The sequence below is a fragment of the Bradyrhizobium manausense genome (genome assembly GCF_018130615.1).
Lineage (GTDB): Bacteria > Pseudomonadota > Alphaproteobacteria > Rhizobiales > Xanthobacteraceae > Bradyrhizobium > Bradyrhizobium manausense_A.
In genome coordinates this window covers 509,327-530,554 of sequence record NZ_JAFCKB010000001.1, presented here as the reverse complement: position 1 = coordinate 530,554, position 21,228 = coordinate 509,327, and the positions used below count along the sequence as shown (strand labels likewise).

General features: G+C 64.1%; 17 protein-coding genes and 1 pseudogene. 14 read left to right on the top strand and 4 right to left on the bottom strand.

Annotation, left to right across the window (positions count from 1 at the left end):
• Positions 1–79: 79 nt before the first annotated feature.
• Positions 80–760 (top strand): MBL fold metallo-hydrolase, encoded by a 681-nt coding sequence (locus tag JQ587_RS02525; RefSeq protein ID WP_212424319.1) that lies wholly within the window; start codon positions 80–82, stop codon positions 758–760.
• 61 nt (positions 761–821) lie between these two features.
• Here the strand turns inward: JQ587_RS02525 and JQ587_RS02520 are convergent, their stop codons facing one another.
• Entirely contained in the window at positions 822–1,190 is a 369-nt protein-coding gene (locus JQ587_RS02520; RefSeq protein WP_212424318.1) for a winged helix-turn-helix transcriptional regulator, read from the bottom strand.
• Between the two features lie 131 nt (positions 1,191–1,321).
• Here JQ587_RS02520 and JQ587_RS02515 point away from each other — a divergent pair, with 131 nt between their 5' ends.
• Positions 1,322–1,636 (top strand): hypothetical protein, encoded by a 315-nt coding sequence (locus tag JQ587_RS02515; RefSeq protein ID WP_212424317.1) that lies wholly within the window; start codon positions 1,322–1,324, stop codon positions 1,634–1,636.
• 29 nt (positions 1,637–1,665) lie between these two features.
• Here JQ587_RS02515 and JQ587_RS02510 read toward each other — a convergent pair whose 3' ends face one another.
• Complete coding sequence (locus JQ587_RS02510; RefSeq protein ID WP_212424316.1) at positions 1,666–2,832, bottom strand: extracellular catalytic domain type 1 short-chain-length polyhydroxyalkanoate depolymerase; 1,167 nt, start codon at positions 2,830–2,832, stop codon at positions 1,666–1,668.
• 140 nt (positions 2,833–2,972) lie between these two features.
• Positions 2,973–4,385: an MFS transporter gene (locus JQ587_RS02505; RefSeq protein ID WP_212424315.1), complete on the bottom strand. Its 1,413-nt coding sequence runs from the start codon at positions 4,383–4,385 to the stop codon at positions 2,973–2,975.
• A 229-nt stretch (positions 4,386–4,614) separates the two neighbouring features.
• On the opposite strand from JQ587_RS02505, the gene JQ587_RS02500 reads away from it, so the two are divergent.
• Together JQ587_RS02500 and JQ587_RS02495 are read left to right on the top strand one after the other, a co-directional pair.
• On the top strand, positions 4,615–5,850 hold the full coding sequence (locus JQ587_RS02500; RefSeq protein WP_212424314.1) for an LLM class flavin-dependent oxidoreductase: 1,236 nt from the start codon (positions 4,615–4,617) through the stop codon (positions 5,848–5,850).
• Between the two features lie 143 nt (positions 5,851–5,993).
• Positions 5,994–7,352: a cytochrome P450 gene (locus JQ587_RS02495; RefSeq protein WP_212424313.1), complete on the top strand. Its 1,359-nt coding sequence runs from the start codon at positions 5,994–5,996 to the stop codon at positions 7,350–7,352.
• 235 nt (positions 7,353–7,587) lie between these two features.
• On the opposite strand, the pseudogene JQ587_RS02490 reads toward JQ587_RS02495, so the two are convergent.
• Positions 7,588–7,791: pseudogene (locus tag JQ587_RS02490) on the bottom strand (SDR family NAD(P)-dependent oxidoreductase); the annotation flags it as partial.
• A gap of 160 nt (positions 7,792–7,951) precedes the next feature.
• Between JQ587_RS02490 and JQ587_RS02485 the strand changes: the two are divergent.
• The 10 genes from JQ587_RS02485 to JQ587_RS02440 all read left to right on the top strand — a co-directional run bounded on the left by JQ587_RS02485 (position 7,952) and on the right by JQ587_RS02440 (position 21,157).
• On the top strand, positions 7,952–8,917 hold the full coding sequence (locus tag JQ587_RS02485) for a sensor histidine kinase (RefSeq protein WP_212302117.1): 966 nt from the start codon (positions 7,952–7,954) through the stop codon (positions 8,915–8,917).
• A gap of 304 nt (positions 8,918–9,221) precedes the next feature.
• A complete protein-coding gene (locus JQ587_RS02480) occupies positions 9,222–10,958 on the top strand; it encodes a putative bifunctional diguanylate cyclase/phosphodiesterase (RefSeq protein ID WP_212424312.1) in 1,737 nt (578 codons plus the stop codon).
• Positions 10,959–11,130: 172 nt separating this feature from the next.
• Positions 11,131–12,573, top strand: a complete 1,443-nt coding sequence (locus JQ587_RS02475) for a sigma-54 interaction domain-containing protein (protein WP_212302115.1) — start codon at positions 11,131–11,133, stop codon at positions 12,571–12,573.
• Positions 12,574–12,768: 195 nt separating this feature from the next.
• Positions 12,769–14,073, top strand: a complete 1,305-nt coding sequence (locus JQ587_RS02470; protein WP_249149124.1) for an MFS transporter — start codon at positions 12,769–12,771, stop codon at positions 14,071–14,073.
• Between the two features lie 73 nt (positions 14,074–14,146).
• Positions 14,147–16,195: an acyl CoA:acetate/3-ketoacid CoA transferase gene (locus tag JQ587_RS02465; protein ID WP_349629465.1), complete on the top strand. Its 2,049-nt coding sequence runs from the start codon at positions 14,147–14,149 to the stop codon at positions 16,193–16,195.
• Positions 16,196–16,298: 103 nt separating this feature from the next.
• Complete coding sequence (locus tag JQ587_RS02460) at positions 16,299–17,483, top strand: substrate-binding domain-containing protein (RefSeq protein WP_212424309.1); 1,185 nt, start codon at positions 16,299–16,301, stop codon at positions 17,481–17,483.
• A gap of 89 nt (positions 17,484–17,572) precedes the next feature.
• Positions 17,573–18,349: an ABC transporter ATP-binding protein gene (locus JQ587_RS02455; RefSeq protein WP_212302111.1), complete on the top strand. Its 777-nt coding sequence runs from the start codon at positions 17,573–17,575 to the stop codon at positions 18,347–18,349.
• Complete coding sequence (locus JQ587_RS02450) at positions 18,346–19,068, top strand: ABC transporter ATP-binding protein (protein ID WP_212424308.1); 723 nt, start codon at positions 18,346–18,348, stop codon at positions 19,066–19,068. The genes JQ587_RS02455 and JQ587_RS02450 overlap by 4 nt, the downstream gene beginning before the upstream one ends.
• Positions 19,065–20,075: a branched-chain amino acid ABC transporter permease gene (locus JQ587_RS02445; RefSeq protein ID WP_212424307.1), complete on the top strand. Its 1,011-nt coding sequence runs from the start codon at positions 19,065–19,067 to the stop codon at positions 20,073–20,075. The genes JQ587_RS02450 and JQ587_RS02445 overlap by 4 nt, the downstream gene beginning before the upstream one ends.
• Entirely contained in the window at positions 20,072–21,157 is a 1,086-nt protein-coding gene (locus tag JQ587_RS02440; protein WP_212424306.1) for a branched-chain amino acid ABC transporter permease, read from the top strand. The genes JQ587_RS02445 and JQ587_RS02440 overlap by 4 nt, the downstream gene beginning before the upstream one ends.
• Positions 21,158–21,228 lie beyond the last annotated feature (71 nt).

The following is a 21,228-nucleotide window of genomic DNA, read 5'->3' as shown; positions in this document are numbered from 1 at the left end:
GACGGCAGGCGCGGCTGTTCCCGGACAAGCCCCCGAATCTTTTGCTTGGCGGCGCAGCAAAAATCGGCATTGTGAGGCCATGACCGAGCAAAATGAGACCCAGGACTCCTCGAAAGCCAAGGCCGGCGCGATCATCGTTCCCGTGACGCTGTTCGAGCAGAACTGCACCATCATCTGGGACGAGCCCGACAAGAAGGCCGTGGTGATCGATCCCGGCGGCGACGTGCCGAAGATCCTGGAAGCGATCAAGCAGACCGGCGTCACCGTGGAGAAGATCTGGCTGACCCACGGTCATATCGATCATGTCGGCGGCGCGGCGGAATTACGCGAAGCGCTGAAGGTACCGATCGAGGGTCCGCATGTCGCGGACAAGTTCCTGCTCGACAACGTCGTCGAGAGCGGCGCGCGCTTCGGCATGACGGGCGTGCGTAATTTCGAGCCGGACCGCTGGCTCGACGAGGGCGATGCCGTGTCGATCGGCGGGTTGAAATTCGACATCCTGCATTGCCCCGGTCACTCGCCGGGCAGCGTGGTGTTCTTCAACAAGGATCTGCGTTTCGCCCATGTCGGCGACGTCTTGTTCGCGGGCTCGGTCGGGCGTACCGATCTGCCCGGCGGCAGTCACGCCACCCTGATCAACTCGATTCTGACCAAGCTGTTGCCGCTCGGCGACGACGTCGGCTTCATCTGCGGCCATGGCGCCGGCTCGAGCATCGGCCAGGAGCGGATGACCAATCCGTTCATCACCGGCGAGATGTAAGCCTTTTTCGTTTGCGCATGATCTGATCGGAAACCCGCTTCACACTTTTCCGGATCATGCGCTACTCGGCGGCGTCCGCCAGCGCCGCCGTCCCGCCGAGATTGCGCTCGCCCCATTCGCGGATCGCCGCGACGACCGGCACAAAGCTTTTGCCCTTGCGGGTGAGGCGATACTCGACCTTCGGCGGCACCTCGCCAAAATCCTTGCGATCGATCAGACCGCTCGCGGTGAGCGCCTTCAATTCGCGGCTGAGCACGCGCGGGGTGATCTCGGCGCTGCCCAATGTGCCGCGCAACAGGCCGCTGCGGATCTCGCCGTAGCGGCGCGGACCGTCTTTCAAGTCCCAGACGATGCGCAGCTTGTACTTGCCGCTGATCATCTTTTGAAACGCCGCGACCGGACAGGCGCGCGGAGCGGTTGCCTTCGCCATGCCGTCTCCTCCATGTGTGGGGAAGAAGGATAGGAGCGACGGCGAAAAAGTCCATACTATCAATTTTGTCCGTACTTGCAGGGTGGCGCACAAGGCGCAGATGATGGTGCACAGCGGACAAGGAGCGTCACATGAAGCACTTCATGATCAAATACGAGTTCAAGAACGGCGCGACGGAGGATTCGATAAAGGCTTGGCACCAGGAGATCGGTCGCTTCATCAAGGCGATCGACGCTGATCCGGAGCTGAAAGGGCGGATCGGCTATCGCGTCCTGAAGAACCGCGACGACGGCCACTACTTCCATCTCGCCAGCGTCGCCGACGAGGGCGCCCAGAAGACGCTGCAATCGCGCGACTTCTTCAAGCATTATTCGGCGATGACGCGGCAGGTCTCCGGCGGCGAGGTCACGGCAACGCCGATCGAGATGATCGATCAGACCAAGTAGCCGTCATTCCGGGGCGCGCGACAGCGGGGCTACTTCATCAAGCCCGCGGCCGTCAGCGCGCGCGTGATGATCTGGCCGAGATCGAAGCTGCGGGATTCCTCGCGCTTCGGCTCGGCCTTCTCTTCGGCGACCTTCGCACGGATCGTACGGGCGAGATGCGGCGCGGGTGAGCGGGCGGGCGCGGCTTTTGCTTCCGTCTTTTTCTTCGCATCCGCAATCCAGCCGGTCAGGCCGAAGAACTTTGCGATGTGATAGGACGACGAAATGCCGGCCTCGATCAGGAATGCGCCTTCGACGCCGTAGCGCTGGTCGTTGTCGGCAAGCCCGAGCGGCGTGCCGTGCGCCATGCCGGTGATGGCATAGGACTCGACCAGCGTCTCGCCGTCCTTGTTCCACCAAGCCTGGCGCGGATAACCGTCGACATTGGTCTCCGCCATCGGCGTCATCGGCAGATCGTGCAGATCCAGCCACTGCTTGACGATCTCGCTGGCGTTGCCGGGATTGACGGTGCGGTCGGCGCTGCCGTGCCACACCGACATCTTTGGCCAGGGCCCACGATGGTTGGAAGCCCGCCGCACGAAATCGCCAAGCTCGCGCTCGGGCCGCTCCGGGGAATGGAACATGCCGTCCAGCGCTTCGCGCAGATTCGACGCAATGCCGTAAGGCAGCCCTGCGATGACCGCACCGGCCGCGAAAACTTCCGGGTAAGTCGCAAGCATCACGGAGGTCATGCCGCCGCCGGCGGAGAGGCCGGTGATGAAGATGCGCTTGGGATCGATGCGATGCGCCCCGACCATATGCGCGATCATCTCGCGAATCGAACGCGCCTCGCCGCTGTCGCGCGCGGTGTCTTCAGGGTTGAACCAGTTGAAGCAGGTGTTGCCGTTGTTGATGCGCTGCTGCTCGGGCATCACCAGCGCAAAGCCGTAGTGACGTGCGAGCGTCGACCAGCCCGCACCGAGGTCGTAGCTTGCTGCGGTCTGGCCACAGCCGTGCAGCACGACGACGAGCGCGTGGGGCTTCTGCAATTGCGCCGGCACGAACGCGAACATGCGCAAATTTCCGGGATTGTCGCCGAAGCCGGTCACCTCCACCAGCGGGCTGGCGGCATCGGCGCTCGCGCCAAAGTCAGGCAAGCGCAGACCGTCCATCCTGGGCAGACGTCTCAGAAGGTCGACATTACGGGCTAACGACACGGCAAATTCCTGGTGGGCGGCTCTCAACGTTTACCCAGACCAGATAGTTGCTGCAGTGCAAAATGAAAAGGCCGTGTGCTGCCGGCCCCCCGGAATCACGCAAAATCCAGCAGGAATCGGCATGAATTAACCGCGATGCCTCAACTTCGTGCAGCGGTGCGGCGCATCCAAGACAGAAATGCGACACAGATCATGATTAACGCCGCGAACAGCGCAAGCGAAACGAGAAATCCTGCGCGCGCTGATTGCAGCGTTTCGACCGCAAAGAACACCGCACCAATTGCGGCCACTCCGGCCGCATTTCCGATCTGCGCCGTGGTGCCATACATGCCGGAGGCAGAACCGGCCGCAACAGGCTTCACAGTCGAAAGCACCACACCTGAAAGCGGCGCCATCACCAGCCCCTGGCCGTAGCCGAAGACGATCATGACGAATGCGAGCATGAGCGGCGTCGGGGCATCGATCAGGTCTGCGACAAGCGCGAGCGCCACGAGACCGGCGATCTGTAGCGCGCAGCCTTCGATCAGCACGCCCGTGCCGCGACGCTTCGCGCGCGCGCCGCTATGGCGCGAGGCCACGACGAAGGCGAGCGCGAGCGGAACGAAGGCGAGGCCGGCGGCGAGCGGCGCAATTTTCAGACCGCGCTGCATGAACAGCGTCATCACCAGATAGAACGAGAGATTGGCGACGAAGAAAAAGAAGGCAGCGCCGAGTCCGCGCAGGAACGCTGCGTCCGCCAGCAGCGAGAGGTCGATCAGCGGCATGCCGCCGGCGCGCGCAACCGCATGCTCGAGCCTCAGGAACGCTGCGAGGACGGCAGCACCCGTCGCCATCACCGCCCACAGCCATGGCGCCCAACCGACATCGTGACCGAACAGCAGCGGGCCGATCAGGCACAACAGGCCGGCGAACAGAACCGCACTGCCCTTGACGTCGAGCTTCGTGCCGGCCCGGCGCGGCACCGCCGGCATGATGCGCCAGGCGGCGATCGCGATGACGAGGCCACAGGGCACGTTGACGAAGAACACCGAGCGCCAGCCGGTGTGGGCAAGGTCGATCGTGACGAGGAGACCGCCGAGCAGGAAGCCGGCGGCACCCGCAAGCCCGAGCACGATGCCATAGATGGCGAAGGCGCGGCTGCGCGAATCATCCGTGAAGAGCAGATGCAAGGTCGCCAGCACCTGCGGCACCATCAGCGCCGCGGTCGCGCCCTGCGCCAGCCGAGCAGTAATCAGCTCGGCGCCTGAGAACGCCATGCCGCACCACAACGAGGTCGCGGTAAAGCCAAGCACGCCAGCGAGAAACACGTTTTTCGTGCCGTGGATGTCGCCGAGACGGCCGCCGGTGACAACCAGCGTGGCATAGGCGATCAGATAGATCGCGATGACGGATTCGATCTGTGCCGGCGTCGCGTGCAGGTCGACAGCGATGGTCGGGATCGCGACGTTCACGATGAAGGCGTCGACGCCGAACATGAACTGCGCCGCGACGACGATCGCCAGCACCCACCAGCGGCGGGTCGAATCGATTGGCCTTGTGACGGTTTGATGCATTCGCGCGCGAGCCCACGGTATGTGCTTGCGCGGCAAGCTCGCAGATTGGCGTCACCCGCGCGATTACCTGGGAGGTAGGAATCGAGGTGCTCGAACCTCGGACGGCGCAGCAGCGTCTTAACGCATGCCAGCATTCCGCCGCGCGGGACATCGTGCGATTGCGTTCGTGGCACCGGGCACGTAGCCTCCGCTATCTAACAAACAGAAAATGACAGCCGGAGAGAACGCCATGGCGCGCCTGAAATTCGGAGCCTTCCTTGCCCCGCATCACCCGATCGGGGAGCATCCGATGCTCCAGTTCCGGCGCGATCTCGATCTGGTCGAGCAGCTCGACGCGCTCGGCTATGACGAGTTCTGGTGCGGCGAGCATCATTCCTCCGGCTGGGAGATGATCGCATCGCCCGAGATGTTCCTGGCTGCGGCCGGCGAGCGCACCAAGCGGATCAAGCTCGGCACCGGCGTGGTGTCGCTGCCCTATCACCATCCCTTCAACGTCGCCCAGCGCATGGTGCAGCTCGACCACATGACCGGCGGTCGCGCCATCTTCGGTTCCGGGCCCGGCGCCCTCGCGTCCGACGCGCATACGCTGGGCATCGATCCGATGACGCAGCGCGACCGCCAGGATGAGGCGATCGACGTGATCCGCCGCCTCTTCAGCGGTGAACGTGTCACCGCCAAGAGCGACTGGTTCACCATGAACGACGCGGCGCTGCAGATCCTGCCGTTGCAGGAGGAGATGCCGTTCGTGGTGGCGTCGCAGATCTCGCCGTCGGGCATGACGCTCGCCGGCAAATACGGCATCGGCATCATCTCGCTGGGCTCGATGACGACACAGGGGTTGATGTCGCTGCAGCAGCAATGGCAGTTCGCCGAAGACGCCGCCAGGAAGCACGGCACAACGGTCAGCCGGGCCGACTGGCGCGTGCTCCTCAGCTTCCACATCGCCGAGAGCCGCGAGCAGGCGCGCAAGGAGGCTGGCGCCGGGCTGATGCGCTGGCACAACGAATATAATGTCGGTACGCTGCAACGGCCGGGCCTGACCGCATTCTCCTCGCCCGACGAGGCCGTGGACAAGACCGCGTTCGTCGAGGGCGCCGCATCCACCATCGGCACGCCCGACGATCTCGTCAAAACCATCAAGAACGTGATGGAGGTGTCCGGCGGCGTCGGCGCAATCATCGGCTTCGTGCACGACTGGGCCAATCCGGAAGCCACGCGCCGTAGCTGGGACATGGTCGCGCGCTACGTCGTGCCGGAGATCAACGGCTACATTGACGGCCTGCGCAAGTCGCAGAAATTCGTGATCGAAAACCGCGCGATCTTCGAGCGTGCGGGACAGGCGGTGATGGCCAAGATCATGCAGAACGAGAAGGCGGCCGAGGCGCTGAAGGTGACCGGCGCCGGCCGCGTCGCGATACCCGCCGTCAACGCGCCGGATCTGCAGAAGGAGGCGGCGAAGCGATAGGCATCAATGAGGTGACGCCTATCACGACGTTCACAAGCAAATCATGATGGCCTGTGCTATGCTGACCTCGCCAAGCTGGCTCAGGCCGTCTCTATGTTGCGGTCGCGCGATCTCTGTTCGGACAGCCAATCGGAGCAATCGTCATGTCGATGCAGGCTGGGCCTACGCCGCCCAAGCGCAATCAGTTGAAGCACATTCCCGGCGATGAGGGCTGGCCGATCATAGGCAAGACCCTCCAGGTCCTGGCCGACCCCAAGGGGCATATCGAGGCGAATGGGCGAAAGTTCGGCCCGGTCTATCGGACCCATGTATTCGGCGAGACCAGCGTGGTGTTGCTCGGGCCCGAGGCCAACGAGCTCGTGATGTTCGACCAGCAGAGGCAGTTCTCGTCCGAGCACGGCTGGAACCCCGTGCTGGGACGGTTGTTTCCGCGCGGCTTGATGCTGCTCGATTTCGATGAGCACCGGCTGCATCGCAAGGCGCTTTCGGTCGCGTTCAAGTCCGGGCCGATGAAGTCTTATCTCAGCAATCTCGATCGCGGCATTTCGGCGCGCGTGGCGCAATGGAAGGCAAATCCGGGCGAGATCCAGCTCTATCCGGCGATGAAGCAACTCACGCTGGATCTGGCGGCGACGTCCTTTCTCGGCGCCGACATCGGGCCCGAGGTCGACGAGATCAACCGCGCCTTCGTCGATATGGTCGCGGCTGCCGTCGCCCCGATCCGCCGTCCCCTGCCCGGCACGCAGATGGCAGCCGGCGTGAGGGGACGCAAACGCATCATTGCCTATTTCCGTGAGCAGATCCCGCTCCGCCGTGGCAATCACGGCGGCGACGATCTGTTTTCACACCTCTGCCGCGCCACTCATGAGGATGGCGCGCTTTTGTCCGACCAGGACATCATCGACCATATGAGCTTTCTGATGATGGCGGCGCACGACACGCTGACCTCGTCGCTGACGTCCTTCATCGGCGAGCTTGCGGCGCATCCCGACTGGCAGCAGAAGCTGCGCGAGGAGGTCTTTGCCCTCGGCCTTTCGGCCGATGCGCCGACGAGCTTCGCCGATCTCGATAAGCTGCCGCTGTCGGAAATGGCCTTTAAGGAGGCTCTGCGGCTCAAGCCGCCTGTGCCGTCGATGCCACGTCGCGCGGTGCGCGACTTCACATTCAGGAACTACCACATTCCCGCCGGCACCTCGGTCGGCGTGAATCCGCTGTATACGCATCATATGAAGGACATCTGGCCGGAGCCGGATCGCTTCGATCCCTTGCGCTTCACCGAAGAGGCCCAGCGCAACCGTCACCGCTTCGCCTGGGTGCCGTTCGGCGGCGGCGCGCATATGTGCCTCGGCCTGCACTTCGCCTACATGCAGGCGAAATGTTTTGCCCGACACTTCCTGCAGAACATCGAGGTGTCGCTGGAGCCCGGCTACAAGCCGGACTGGCAGATGTGGCCGATCCCGAAGCCGCGAGATGGATTGAAGGTGCGGGTGAAGGCGGTGTGAGTGCCGCTTCGCTCCTCGCAATGATGGAGACCCGGTTTCGCAGGGTGGGCAAAGCGACTTGTCCGCCGTAGCTCGAAGAGCGAAGGCGGAAGCGTCCCACCACGTCTCTCCGGGTTCGGGCACCGATCGTGGCCACGGCGCGCGAAGAGCGCGCGTTTGCCCATCCTGCGGCTCCGTCGCCGTGGCGCGCTATGCGCTCTGATCGAACGCTTTCCGCGGGACAACACGGCACCTAACGGAAAACACAGGCAGCCACGCGCCGCATCACCAGCGCCTCGCTTTCCGGTATAGGGCGACCCGCGATCACAATTTTGGCATCTTCGGCAACGAAGACTTTCGCAGTACGCGGTCCGATCCCGCTCGTCGCGCCCGTGATCACCGCAACCTTGCCATCCAGCCGCCCGTGGAATGTCCCTGTTTTCGAATGATTTGATGCCAAATAGCGGACACCGGCCGATGACGCCGCAGCGGCAGCCGGCGCGGCAACCATCGCTATTCCTGGCGGCTCCCGATGAGGCAAGCTTTGCTTGCGCATGCGGGATGCGTAACATTCTCAATCGCCACGAGATTTTCGAACGCATATCGTCACCGGGCTGCGCATGGGGAAGCTGATCGACGAATTCCGCAAGGGCTGGCAGGGCGTGGCGCCGCCATCGCTCGGCCTGAGCATTGCGTTCGCAGTGGCCTGCCTGCTGGTTGCGACCCTGGCGCGCTGGGGGCTCGCGCATGTCCGCCCCGACGTCTACTTCACGCCGTACTTCCCGGCCGTGTTTTTCGCGGCCGCATTCGGAGGTCTTCGGGTCGGCATCGTGACGGCTTTGGTCGGCGGTGTGCTCGGCGTCGTCGTGAATTTCGGCGATGCCTTTGCGGATCGCGCGCGGTTCGCGCTGCTGACACTCTATTGGGGCGTCTCGGCGCTGACCATCTGGGGCGTCGAGCACTACCGCACGATGCTGGCGGAGCAGCGCCGGATCTCCAGGCGCCTGATCGAAGAGGAGGACTATCGCAAGGTTCTGGTCGACGAGCTGCAGCACCGGCTGAAGAACAAGCTGTCGACCGTGCATGCGGTGCTGCACCAGGTACTGCACGATCAGCCCCAAGTCTGGGACCGGATCGACCCCCGGCTACGGTCGCTGGCCGCGACCGACGACCTGATCTCGCGGATCGACAAGGCCGGCTGCGACATCCGCGACCTCCTGATCTCTGAGCTCGGCCCTTACGGCCATGTCCGCTTCACCCTCAACGGCGACCGCCTGTTCCTGCCACCGAAGCTCGCGGTCACGCTGTCACTGATGTTTCACGAGCTCGCCACCAATGCCGGCAAATACGGCGCGTTCTCCTCGCCGCGCGGTCTGTTGCAGGTGTCATGGACCGTCAGTGACGATCGCCTGACCGTCACGTGGGACGAAACCGAAGGACCGACCGTTGGCGAAATCTCCGCGCCCGGTTTCGGCACCAAGCTGCTGAAATCGGCACTGTCCGCCTTCGACGGCAAGACCGAGATCTCGTATTTGAAGACCGGCCTGCATTGCATCATGCAATGCCGCATTCCCAAGAGCGAATAGAGTTGGGTCACCTCTCCCCGACGGGGAGAGGTGGACCGATCCCGGAGCTCACGTCGCAGATTCAATCAACGCCCATGGCGCAACGAGCCGCGCGAAAGCGAAAGAGAGCCGCGCGCGTTGCTCGCGCTTTCGCACGCGCTGTTGACCTTCTGTTAATGACGATCGGCGGCGCGCGTCGCGACGCGCCAAGTTTCTCGCAAAACACCCCCGTATTTCTGCGGACCCCTTAACCAAACCTAAGAGGGAACTGCGCATGATCGCGCCCATTGCAAACGCGCGCTGAACAACAAGATTCATGGCTTCTATGAACGACAACGCATATAACGGCGCGAGTGAAGCCGAACTCGGATTTCTCAAGGAAATCGTTAGAATGCTGCCTGCCGGCCTGACCGTGCAGGACGCGCAGGGCAAGCTCCTGCTGGTTAACGATGTCGCAGCGTCCCAGCTCGGCATGGACGGCAGCCGGCCCTCGCCCGATCTCGCGCCGCGCCGCGAAGCCTGCCAGCAGGCATTGAAGTCCGGCCAGCCTGTCATCTCCGAAGAAGCACTCCACGACGGAGCCGCGCGCCAGGTGCTGCTGACCACCCATCGCCCGGTCCGCCTCGCCGGACAGGAACTGCTGATCTCGGCGTCCTCCGACATCACCGAGCAGAAGAACTTTGAAGACCAGCTGTTCCGCTCGGCCTATTTCGATGAGCTCACCGGCCTGCCCTCGCGACGCGTGATCGAACATCGCGCCAACAGCCTCCTGGCGCGTGACCGCGCCGACGAGCGTTTCGCGCTGGCCTTTCTCGACGTCGACAACTTCAAGCACATCAACGACTATTATGGCCACGCCGTCGGCGATGCGCTGCTGGTGGAGCTGTCGAAACGGCTCGGACGCGACTTGCGCGATTCCGACATGCTGTCGCGCATCTCCGGCGACGAATTCCTGCTGCTGCTTTCGCCGATCCAGAGCCAGGAGGAAGTCGCCGAATTCATGAAGTCGACGCTGGAGCGGCTGACCGCACCGTTCTTCATCGACCATTCGGAAATCTTCGCCTCCACCTCGGTCGGTGTCAGCCTCTATCCCGATCATGGCCGCAACTTCGAGACGCTGCGCCAGAACGCCGACATCGCGATGTACCGCATCAAGAACAACGGCAAGGGGACGGCGGCCTTCTTCGATTCCGGCATGGAGCGCGAAGCGTTGGCGCGGATGAAGATCGAGCAGTCGCTGCGGCTCGCCATTCTCGAAAAGCGCTTTTGCTGCGCCTTCCAGTCCAAGGTCGACATCCGCACGCAAGCCGTGAAGGGCATCGAGGCGCTGGTGCGCCTGCGCGACGACGAGGGCGTGATCCAGGCGCCCGGCTCGTTCATCAATCTCGCCAGCGAGCTCGGGCTGATCGACGAGCTGACCCATCTCGTGCTGGCCGAGATCGTCAAGTCGATCGACCTGATCAACGAGACGTTCGGCGCGGAAGCGACCATCAGCATCAACGTCGCGGCCAAGCAGGCCGGCAATCCCGAGTTCATGCGCAGCTTTGCACTGGCCCTGGACGAGACCGGCTTTCCGCAACGCTTCATGATCGAGGTGACCGAAGACGCCTTCGTCGCCAAGAATCATTTTCAGAGCGAGATCCTGCCGATGTTCCGCAAGCTCGGCGTCGGCGTCTCCATCGACGATTTCGGCACTGGCTATTCGTCGCTGTCGGCGCTCGCCGACATCACCGCCGACGAGATCAAGATCGACCGCTCCTTCATCACCGACATCCATAAGCGCCCGCGCAGCCAGGGCATTTTGCGCGCGATCGAATCCTTGAGCGAAGCGCTCGGCATGACCGTGATCGCCGAGGGCCTCGAGTCTTACGAGGAGCTCGCCTATCTCCAGGCCGCCACCAAGATCCGTTACGCGCAGGGCTATTATTTCGCCCGCCCGATCTTCCTTGAGGAGCTGAAGCTCGCCACCCCCGCCTCGAGCGAGTCCCGCGCCAGCGTCTCCGCCCGCCCGATGCAGCAGAACCGCCAAGGTTATTCGCGGGCGAGCGGATATCGGCGGTAACGGCGGCAGGGCACGCAACGGTAGAGCAACAATCTCGGTGTCGTCCCGGGGCGCGCAAAGCGCGAACCCGTGACGACGACCGAATATAGGTCGGGCTCCAAACGCCCCATTTCTCCCTTTGAAATACCTGCGCTTTTGGTAATAAACAGACGGGCTTCCCGCGAGGCACGCCATGGCCACCCCCGTCTCCGTCGTCAGCGATCCCGCCTATATCCGCGCACGCGCCATGGAGACGCTGTTCGAGCGGCTCGAGCATCTGTGCGAGGGCGCCATCGCCATCGATCGCAGCGGACGCGTGGTGTATGTCAATGAGAAATATGTCACCGCGATCGGCCTCTCGCATGAATCAGAAGCGCTTGGCCGCCCGATCGAGGAGGTCATTCCCAACAGCCTGATGCGAAGGGTCGTGGAAACGGGAGAGCCGATCATCCTCGACATCATGGAGCTCGGCGGCCAGCAACTCGTCGTGACCCGGATGCCGATCGAGGACGAGAAGGGGAACATCATCGGCGCGATCGGCTTCGTGCTTTATGACCGCCTCGAGGGCCTGAAGCCGTTGCTCGGTCGCGTCGCCCAGCTTGAGAACGATCTGCGGCTGGCGCGACGGCAATTGTCCCATGCGCGCGCCGCACGCTTCACCTTCGACGACTATGTCGGTTCAACCGCGGGCATCGCACAGGCCAAGGAGCTTGCAGCCCGTGCCGCGCGCCAGAGCGTCACCGTTCTGCTCACCGGAGAGACCGGCACCGGCAAGGAGATGCTGGCGCAGGCCATCCACAACGCGTCATCCCGCGCCGAGAAGCCGTTCGTCAGCGTCAACGTCGCCGCGATCCCCGATACGCTGATCGAATCGGAGTTCTTCGGCGCCGCGCCGGGGGCCTATACCGGCGCCGATCGCAAGGGACGCGAGGGAAAATTCCGGGTCGCCGACGGCGGCACGCTGTTTCTCGACGAGATCGGCGAGATGCCGCTGCAATTGCAGGCGAAGCTGTTGCGCGTGTTGCAGGAGCGCGAGATCGAGCCGCTCGGCTCCGACAAGATCAGCAAGGTCGACGTGCGCGTCATAGCGGCCACCAATGTCGACCTGCACAAGCGGGTCAGCGAGGGGACGTTCCGCGCCGATCTCTACTACCGGCTTAACGTGCTCTCGATCGTGCTGCCGCCCCTGCGCCACTGCCTGGACGACCTGCCCGAGATCTGCGGACGGCTGCTCGACGACATCAGCGCGTCCGGCGACTATCTCAACGTCAGGATTACGCCGAGCGGTCTGGCTGCGCTTGCGCGCTATGGCTGGCCCGGCAATGTCCGCGAGCTGCGCAATATCCTGGAACGCGCCCTGATCCTGAGCGATTCGGGGCGCCTCACCAGCGACGACTTCGATCGCATTCTCCCCGTTGGGGCGGAGGCGATTCCCGCGGCACCCATGCGGCCGGCCGGTCTCGTCCTGCCTTATGCCGAGGCGGAAGCCGAATTCGAGAAGCACACACTCGAACAGGCGCTCGCCGCCAGCCACGGTCAGATTTCGGAAGCCGCAAAGATGCTCCAGATCTCGCGCGCGACCTTTTACAAGAAGCTCGCCAAGTTCGGCCTCGCCTCGGGCACCGAATCCGTCTGAGTTTCGAGACAATGCGTGTCCGGAGTCTCGGATTCCTGACAGGGCGCGTTGCGCCTTGGCTACGCCGCCCAGACTGAATCTGCTGGATTTTCCGTCGTTTTGCACAAGCCGACGGCATCTGGCGCAGACCTTGCTCTTCGCTTTGCACAATGACGCGTGCTGCACATGCGCATTTGCAACCAGGGAGGACGCAAGATGAGTGAAGCGATCTCAGTCCATCAGCTTCAGGCGAGACAGCCCTCGCACGTCACGGTCGCCACCGCGAGCCTGATCGGCACGGCCATCGAGTGGTACGATTTCTTCCTCTATGGCACCGCCGCGGCGCTGATCTTCAACAAGCTGTTCTTTCCGACCTTCGACCCGATGATGGGCACGCTGCTGGCGTTCGCGACCTATGCGCTCGGCTTCATCGCGCGCCCGCTCGGCGGGGTCGTGTTCGGCCATTACGGCGACAAGATCGGCCGCAAGACCATGCTGTATCTCACGCTGCTGATCATGGGCGCGGCGACGGCGGCGATCGGATTCCTTCCGACCTATGACACCGCCGGCATCTGGGCCGCGGTCCTGCTGGTCACCTGCCGCCTGATCCAGGGCTTTGGCCTTGGCGGCGAATGGGGCGGCGCGGTGCTGATGGCGGTCGAACATGCGCCCGCGGACAAGAAGGGCTTCTACGGAAGCTGGCCGCAACTCGGCGCGCCGCTCGGCCTCGTGCTCGGCACGCTGGTGTTCTCGGTGGTCTCGGCGATGCTGACGGACGCGCAGCTGCTGGCCTGGGGCTGGCGCATCCCGTTCCTGTTCTCGATGGCGCTGGTGCTGGTCGGCCTGTGGATCCGCTTCACCATCGCGGAATCGCCGGAGTTCCAGAAGGTCAAGGATACCAAGCAGGACGTGAAGATGCCGATCCTCGAGGCGATCCGGATGTATCCGAAGAACATCCTGCTCGCGATGGGCGCGCGCTTTGCAGAGAACGGCTTCTTCTACATCTACGCCACCTTCGTGCTGGCCTATGCGACGCAGTCGCTCGGCATGAACAAGCAGGACATGCTCAACGGCGTGCTGATCGCCGCCGCCGTCGAGACCTTCACCATTCCGGCCTTCGGCGCACTGTCCGACCGGGTCGGGCGGCGGCCGATCTACATCTTCGGTGCCGTGTTCTCGGCGCTGATGTCGTTCCCGCTGTTCATGCTGCTTTCGACCAAGAACCCGCAACTCGCCTGGATCGCGATCGTGCTGGGCCTCGCCGTCGGCCACGCCGCTATGTACGGGCCGCAGGCGAGCTTCCTCTCCGAGCTGTTCGGCACCAAGGTGCGCTATAGCGGCGTCTCGCTCGGCTACAATCTCGCCTCGATCTTCGCCGGCGCGCTGTCGCCGTTGATCGCGACGGGCCTGATGACGGCCTATGCGCCGGCGACCTGGCCGATCTCGCTTTACATGATCGCGCTCGCTATCATCACGATCGTCTCGGTCTATTTCGCCACCGAAACGCGCAAGGTCGGTTAGCTCCGGACGGAGCCGCAAAAACGGAGCGGCCATTGCAGGCCGCTCCTGACAAGACAACATGGGAGGACACGCCGTGAGCCAGCATCCCGCCTTGGCTTACCTGCCCAATTCAGAGAAGGGCAAGATCGTCACGGCGGCCGAGGCCGTCATGCTGATCCGCGACGGCGACACGGTCGCCACCGGCGGCTTCGTCGGCATCGGCTTTGCCGAGGAGATCGCGCTGGCGCTGGAGGAACTTTATCTGGCGAGCGAGGGCGATGCGCCCTACACGCAGGGCAAGCCACGCAACCTCACGCTGGTCTATGCGGCGGGCCAGGGCGACGGCAAGCATCGCGGCCTCAATCATTTCGCGCATGAAGGCCTGGTGCGCCGCGTGATCGGCGGGCACTGGGGTCTTGCGCCAAAGCTCCAGCAGCTCGCCATCGCCAATCAGATCGAGGCCTACAACCTGCCGCAGGGCGTGATCACGCATCTGTTCCGCGACATCGCGGCACACCGGCCGGGCCACATCACCCGCGTCGGCATGGGCACCTTCGTCGATCCCAGGCACGGCGGCGGCAAGCTCAATGCGCGCACCACCGAGGACATGGTGGAGCTGATCACGCTGCGCGGTGAAGAATGCCTGCTCTATCGGACCTTCCCGATCAATGTCGGAATCATCCGCGCCACCACCGGCGATCCCGACGGCAATCTGACCATGGAGAAGGAGGCGCTGACGCTGGAGGCGCTGGCGATTGCCATGGCCGCACACAATTCCGGCGGCATCGTCATCGCGCAGGTCGAGCGGGTGGCCGAGAGCGGCAGCCTCAATCCGCGCCAGGTCAAGATTCCCGGCGTGCTGGTCGACTGCGTCGTCGTGGCCAAGCCCGAGCATCACTGGCAGACGTTTGGCACGCAATATAATCCCGCTTTCTCCAGCGAGATCCGGGTGCGCGCGGCCTCGCTGCCGCTGATGCCGCTGAGCGAGCGCAAGATCATCGCGCGCCGCGCAGCCTTCGAGCTGAAGGCCAACAGCGTGGTCAATCTCGGTATCGGCATGCCCGAGGGCATTGCCTCCGTCGCCAATGAAGAGCGCATCATCGACCTGATCACGCTGACCGCGGAACCCGGCGTGATCGGCGGCATTCCCGCAAGCGGCATCGATTTTGGCGCGGCGATCAACACCCAGGCCGTGATCGACCAGCCCTATCAGTTCGACTTCTATGACGGCGGCGGCCTGGATGCCGCCTTTCTCGGGCTCGCGCAGGTCGATCGCACCGGCAATCTCAATGTCAGCAAGTTCGGGCCGAAGCTTGCCGGCGCCGGCGGCTTCATCAACATCAGCCAGAACGCCAAGGAGGTCGTGTTCGTCGGCACCTTTGCCGCCGGCAAGCAGCGCATCGCGGTCGAGGACGGACGTCTCGCCATCGTCGAGGAAGCGAAATCGCGCAAATTCGTCGACGCGGTCGAGCACGTCACCTTCAGCGGCCCGTTCGCCGCGGCGCGCGGGCAGCGGGTGCTTTATGTCACCGAGCGCTGCGTCTTCGCGCTGCGCCCCGACGGGCTCGAGCTCATGGAAGTCGCGCCCGGCATCGACATCGAGCGCGATATCCTGCGCCTGATGGATTTCAAGCCGCTGATCCCGCGCGATCCCGCCCTGATGGATGCGCGCATCTTCCGCGACGGCCCTATGGACCTGCGCGAACGGCTGCTGACCATCCCGCTCGACCAGCGCTTCAGCCTCGACGAGGAGCAGAACCTGTTCTTCATCAATCTCGAGCGCTATCCCTTGCGCAGCAAGGCCGAGATCGACGAGATCGGGCGAATTGTCGCGGCCAGGCTCAGCCCGCTCGGCCGCAAGGTTTACGCCATCGTCAATTATGACAACTTCTCGATACTGCCGGAGCTGCTGGACGACTATTCGGCCATGGTGCGCGGCCTGGTCGATCGCTTCTATGTCGGCGTATCCCGCTACACCACGTCGGGCTTCCTGCGCATCAAGCTCGGCGAGGCGCTGGAGCGGCGCGGCGTCGCGCCGCATATTTTCGAGAGCGCCGACGAGGCGCAATCGGATTGGCGTCAGATCGAAGGTGCGGCGTCAGATACCGGCGCGCAACAGGCTGCGCGGCTGGCTCAAAAATGATGCAGCCTCGCATGCGGAGTCTCGGCCGGAAGGTTGAATTGCAATGTGCGTCAGGCTGTGCAAATCGCTATTGCCCAGAAAATCCTAATCAGGAGGGACCATCGTGCGTCGATCACTCATCATAACAACAACCATCCTCGGCTTGGCCGCGGCCGCCTCCGCGCACGCAGACGATCTCAAGGTCGCGCTGATCTACGGCAAGACCGGCCCGCTCGAAGCCTATGCCAAGCAGACCGAGACCGGCCTGCAGATGGGCTTTGAATACGCCACCAAGGGCACGATGACGCTCGACGGTCGCAAGATCGTCATCATCACCAAGGACGACCAGGGCAAGCCTGATCTTTCGAAGGCCGCGCTCGCGGAAGCCTATCAGGACGACAAGGCCGACATCGCGATCGGCACGACGTCGTCGGCCGCAGCGCTCGCCATTCTCCCCGTTGCCGAGGAGAACAAGAAGATCCTGATCGTCGAGCCTGCAGTCGCGGACCAGATTACCGGAGAAAAGTGGAATCGCTACATCTTCCGTACCGCGCGCAACTCGTCGCAGGACGCGATCTCGAATGCGGTCGCGATCGGCAAGCAGGGCGTCACCGTTGCAACACTGGCGCAAGACTATGCCTTCGGCCGTGACGGCGTCGCCGCCTTCAAGGAGGCCCTCGCCAAGACCGGCGCGACGCTCGCCGCGGAAGAATATGCGCCGACCAGCACGACCGACTTCACCGCGGTCGGCCAGCGCCTATTCGACGCGCTGAAGGACAAGCCGGGCCGCAAGGTGATCTGGGTGATCTGGGCCGGCGCCGGCAATCCGCTGGCGAAGCTCCAGGACATGGATCCGAAGCGCTACGGCATCGAGCTCTCGACCGGCGGCAATATCCTGCCGGCTCTCGCCGCCTACAAGGGCCTGCCGGGCATGGAGGGCGCGACCTATTATTACTACGACATCCCGAAGAATCCGGTGAACGACTGGCTCGTCGCCGAGCACCAGAAGCGCTTCAACGCGCCGCCGGACTTCTTCACCGCGGGCGGTTTCGCCGCCGCGATGTCCGTCGTCGCCGCCGTCACCAAGGCGAAGTCGACCGACACCGAGAAGCTGATCACCGCGATGGAAGGCATGGAGTTCGACACGCCGAAAGGCAAGATGGTGTTCCGGAAAGAGGATCACCAGGCGCTGCAGAGTATGTACGCCTTCAAGGTCAAGGTCGATCCGAATGTTGCCTGGGCCGTGCTCGAGCCGGTGCGCGAGCTGAAGATCGAGGACATGGACGTTCCGGTCCGCAACAAGCGCTGAGCTTTCTTGCTTCACCTCCCCCGCGTGCGGGGGAGGGAGCGCAGCGTGATCGCGGATACAGCTTCGTCTCATCATTCAACAGATTGCCAATGACGCTCACCCTCGAGACCCGCGACCTCACCATCCGCTTCGGCGGGCATGTCGCCGTCAACAACGTCACCTGCACGTTCCGCCCGGGCGAGCTCACCGCCATTGTCGGTCCGAACGGCGCCGGCAAGACCACTTACTTCAATCTGATCTCGGGCCAGCTCCGCGCCTCGAGCGGCAGCATCCTGTTCGACGGCACCGACATCACCCAGCATTCCGCGCCGCTGCGGACCCGCGCCGGTCTCGGACGCGCGTTCCAGCTGACAAATCTGTTTCCGAACCTCACCGTCGAGGAGAACGTTCGCCTCGCCGTGCAGGCCGCTGATGGCACCCATTACGACATGCTGCGTCCCTGGATGGTGCGCCGCGACCTCATCGCGCGCGCAGATGCCATCCTCGACCAGGTCGCGCTCGGCAATCGCCGCGGCGTCGCCGCAACCGCACTGTCGCATGGCGACCAGCGCAAGCTCGAGGTCGCGCTAATGATCGCGCTCGAACCAAGAGTCTTCATGTTCGACGAGCCGACCGCCGGCATGAGCATCGACGAGGTGCCGGTCGTGCTGAACCTGATCGCCCAGCTCAAGCAAGACAAGAGCAAGATCATCCTCCTCGTCGAGCACAAGATGGACGTGGTGCGCTCGCTCGCCGACCGCATCATCGTGCTGCACAACGGCCAGCTTGTCGCCGACGGCCCGCCCGCCGACGTGATCGCCTCGCCGATCGTGCAGGAAGCCTATCTCGGCGTGGCTCCCAAGAACGCTGCAGAGAGTGCAGCATGACCGACCTTCTCAAACTCTCCGGCGTGCACACCCATATCGGGCGCTATCACATTCTGCAGGGCATCGACCTCGCGGTCCCGCAAGGACAGGTCACGATGCTGTTGGGGCGCAACGGCGCCGGCAAGACCACGACGCTGCGCACCGTCATGGGCCTGTGGCAGGCCTCGTCAGGCGAGATCACGCTCGGCGGCAAGCGCATCGAGAGCCGCACCACGCCCGACATCGCGCGGCTCGGCGTCGGCTACGTGCCGGAGAGCATGGCCGTATTCTCCGACCTCACGGTGAAAGAGAACCTCGTCCTCGCCGCCCGCGATGCGCCGATGGACGACACCCAGCTCGACTGGATCTTTGGCTTCTTCCCGGCGCTGCGCCGGTTCTGGCTGTCGCGGGCGGGGAGCCTCTCCGGCGGGCAGAAGCAGATGCTGTCGATCGCCCGCGCCATCATCGAGCCGCGCAAGCTGCTGCTGATCGACGAGCCGACCAAGGGCCTAGCGCCCGCCATCGTGATGGCGCTGATCGAGTGCCTGAAGGAGATCAAGCGCAAGGGTGCGACCATTCTCCTCGTCGAACAGAACTTCTTTGCCGCCCGCGAGCTCGGCGACAGCGTGCTGGTGATGGACAACGGCACCATCGTCCATCGCGGCGAGATGGCGGCGCTCGCCGCCGACGTGCCGCTGCAGGAGCGGCTGCTGGGCCTGAGCCTGGAGGCACATCAGTGACCGAACTCGCCGCAACCGATCCGCTGCCGAAGCCGAAGCGCGACATCGCGCCAATCCTGCTGCCGATCGCGCTCGCCCTGATCATGATCCCGCTGGTCGGCTCGCCCAGCACCTGGCTGACGCTGACGGCCGCGAGCCTCGCCATGGGCATGATGATCTTCATCATGGCCTCGGGCCTGACGCTGGTGTTCGGCCTGATGGACGTGCTGAATTTCGGCCACGGCGCCTTCATCGCGGTCGGCGCCTATATCGCGACGCTGGTGTTTGCGCCGTTCGCGGCCTCCGTGCAGGCCGATACGCTCTGGGTGAATCTTGCGGTGCTGGCGCCGGCGGCGCTGCTGTCGATGGCCGTCTCCGGTGCCCTCGGCCTGGTCGTCGAGCGCGTGCTGATCCTGCCTGTCTATGGCCAGCACCTGAAGCAGATCCTGATGACGACGGGCGGCCTGATCGTCGCCGAGCAGACGCTTTATGCGCTGTGGGGACCGCAGATCATCCCGATGCCGCTGCCGGCGTCACTGCGCGGCTCCTTCATCCTCGGTGACGTCGCCATCGCCAAGTACCGCGTGCTGGCGATGCTGATCGGGCTGGCCGTGTTCATCGCAATCCAGCTCGTGCTCAACCGCACCAAGCTCGGCCTCTTGATTCGCGCCGGCGTCGAGAATCGCGAGATGGTCGAGGCGCTCGGCTATCGCATCCGCCGTCTCTTCCTCGGCGTGTTCATGACCGGATCGGCGCTGGCCGGCCTCGGCGGGGTGATGTGGGCGCTCTATCGCGAGCAGGTCCACGCCTCCATGAGCGACGAGCTCACGGTCTTGATCTTCGTCGTCGTCATCATCGGCGGGCTCGGCTCGATCGGCGGCTGCTTCATCGGTGCGATCCTGGTGGCGATGGTCGCCAATTACGGCGGCTTCCTGGTGCCCAAACTCGCCCTCGTCTCCAACATCCTGCTGATGGTCGCCGTTCTGATGTGGCGGCCGCGCGGCCTCTATGCGGTGACCAGCCGATGATGATCTTATCAGGCGATCCGCCGCGCAGCCGGGTCCTCACGCTCGTTCTCGTCGTCATCATCCTGGCGCTGGCGGCGACGCCGTTCCTGTTTCCGGGAGCCAAGGCGCTCAACGTCGCGGCCAAGATCTGCGTCTTCGCCGCGCTGGTCGCCTCCTACGATCTGCTGCTCGGCTACACCGGCTCGGTGTCGTTCGCGCATACGATGTTCTATGGCATCGGCAGCTACGCGATCGCGATCGCGCTGTACGGGATGGGCCCGAATTGGGCCGCGGTCGCAACCGGCATCGTCGTCGGTCTGCCGCTGGCCGCGCTGCTCGCGCTCGCCATCGGCCTGTTCTCGCTGCGCGTCGCCGCGATCTTCTTTGCCATGATCACGCTCGCGGTCGCCTCCGCCTTTCAGGTATTGGCGTCGCAACTCTCCTGGCTGACCGGTGGTGAGGACGGGCGCAGCTTCCAGCTCCCCGAGCTGCTGCGCCCCGGCACGGTGCTGATCTCGAAAAACCTGTTCGGATTCGAGATCAACGGACGCATCCTGACCTTCTATCTGGTGTTCGCCATCTCAACCCTGATGATCCTCGCGCTGCTGCGCGTGGTGAACTCGCCGTTCGGACGGGTGTTGCAGGCGATCCGCGAGAACCGCTTTCGCGCTGAGGCCCTCGGCTTCCGCACCGTCTTCCATCTGACCTATGCCAACTGCCTCGCCGCGCTGGTCGCGGCCGGCGCCGGCATCTTGAACGCGCTGTGGCTGCGCTATGCCGGCCCGGACACCTCGCTCAGCTTCTCGATCATGCTGGACATCCTGCTGATGGTCGTGATCGGTGGCATGGGCACCATCTACGGCGCGATCATCGGCGCCACGATCTTCATCCTCGCCCAGAACTATCTGCAGTCGCTGATGGGCGTCGCATCGAAGGCGGCATCCGAGGCCGGTCTTCCGCTGCTGCCGGGGCTGCTCCACCCCGACCGATGGCTGCTCTGGCTCGGGCTGCTATTCATTGCCAGCGTGTACTTCTTCCCGACGGGCGTGGTCGGACGGCTGCGCCATGGCGGCGGCAACAAGAGCGCGGGCGCCTCGCATTAAGCTTCGATTAACGATGTAGCGCAGCGGTTGCGATCGCAGCCGCACAACCACTGCACGATTCGCGTTGCGCT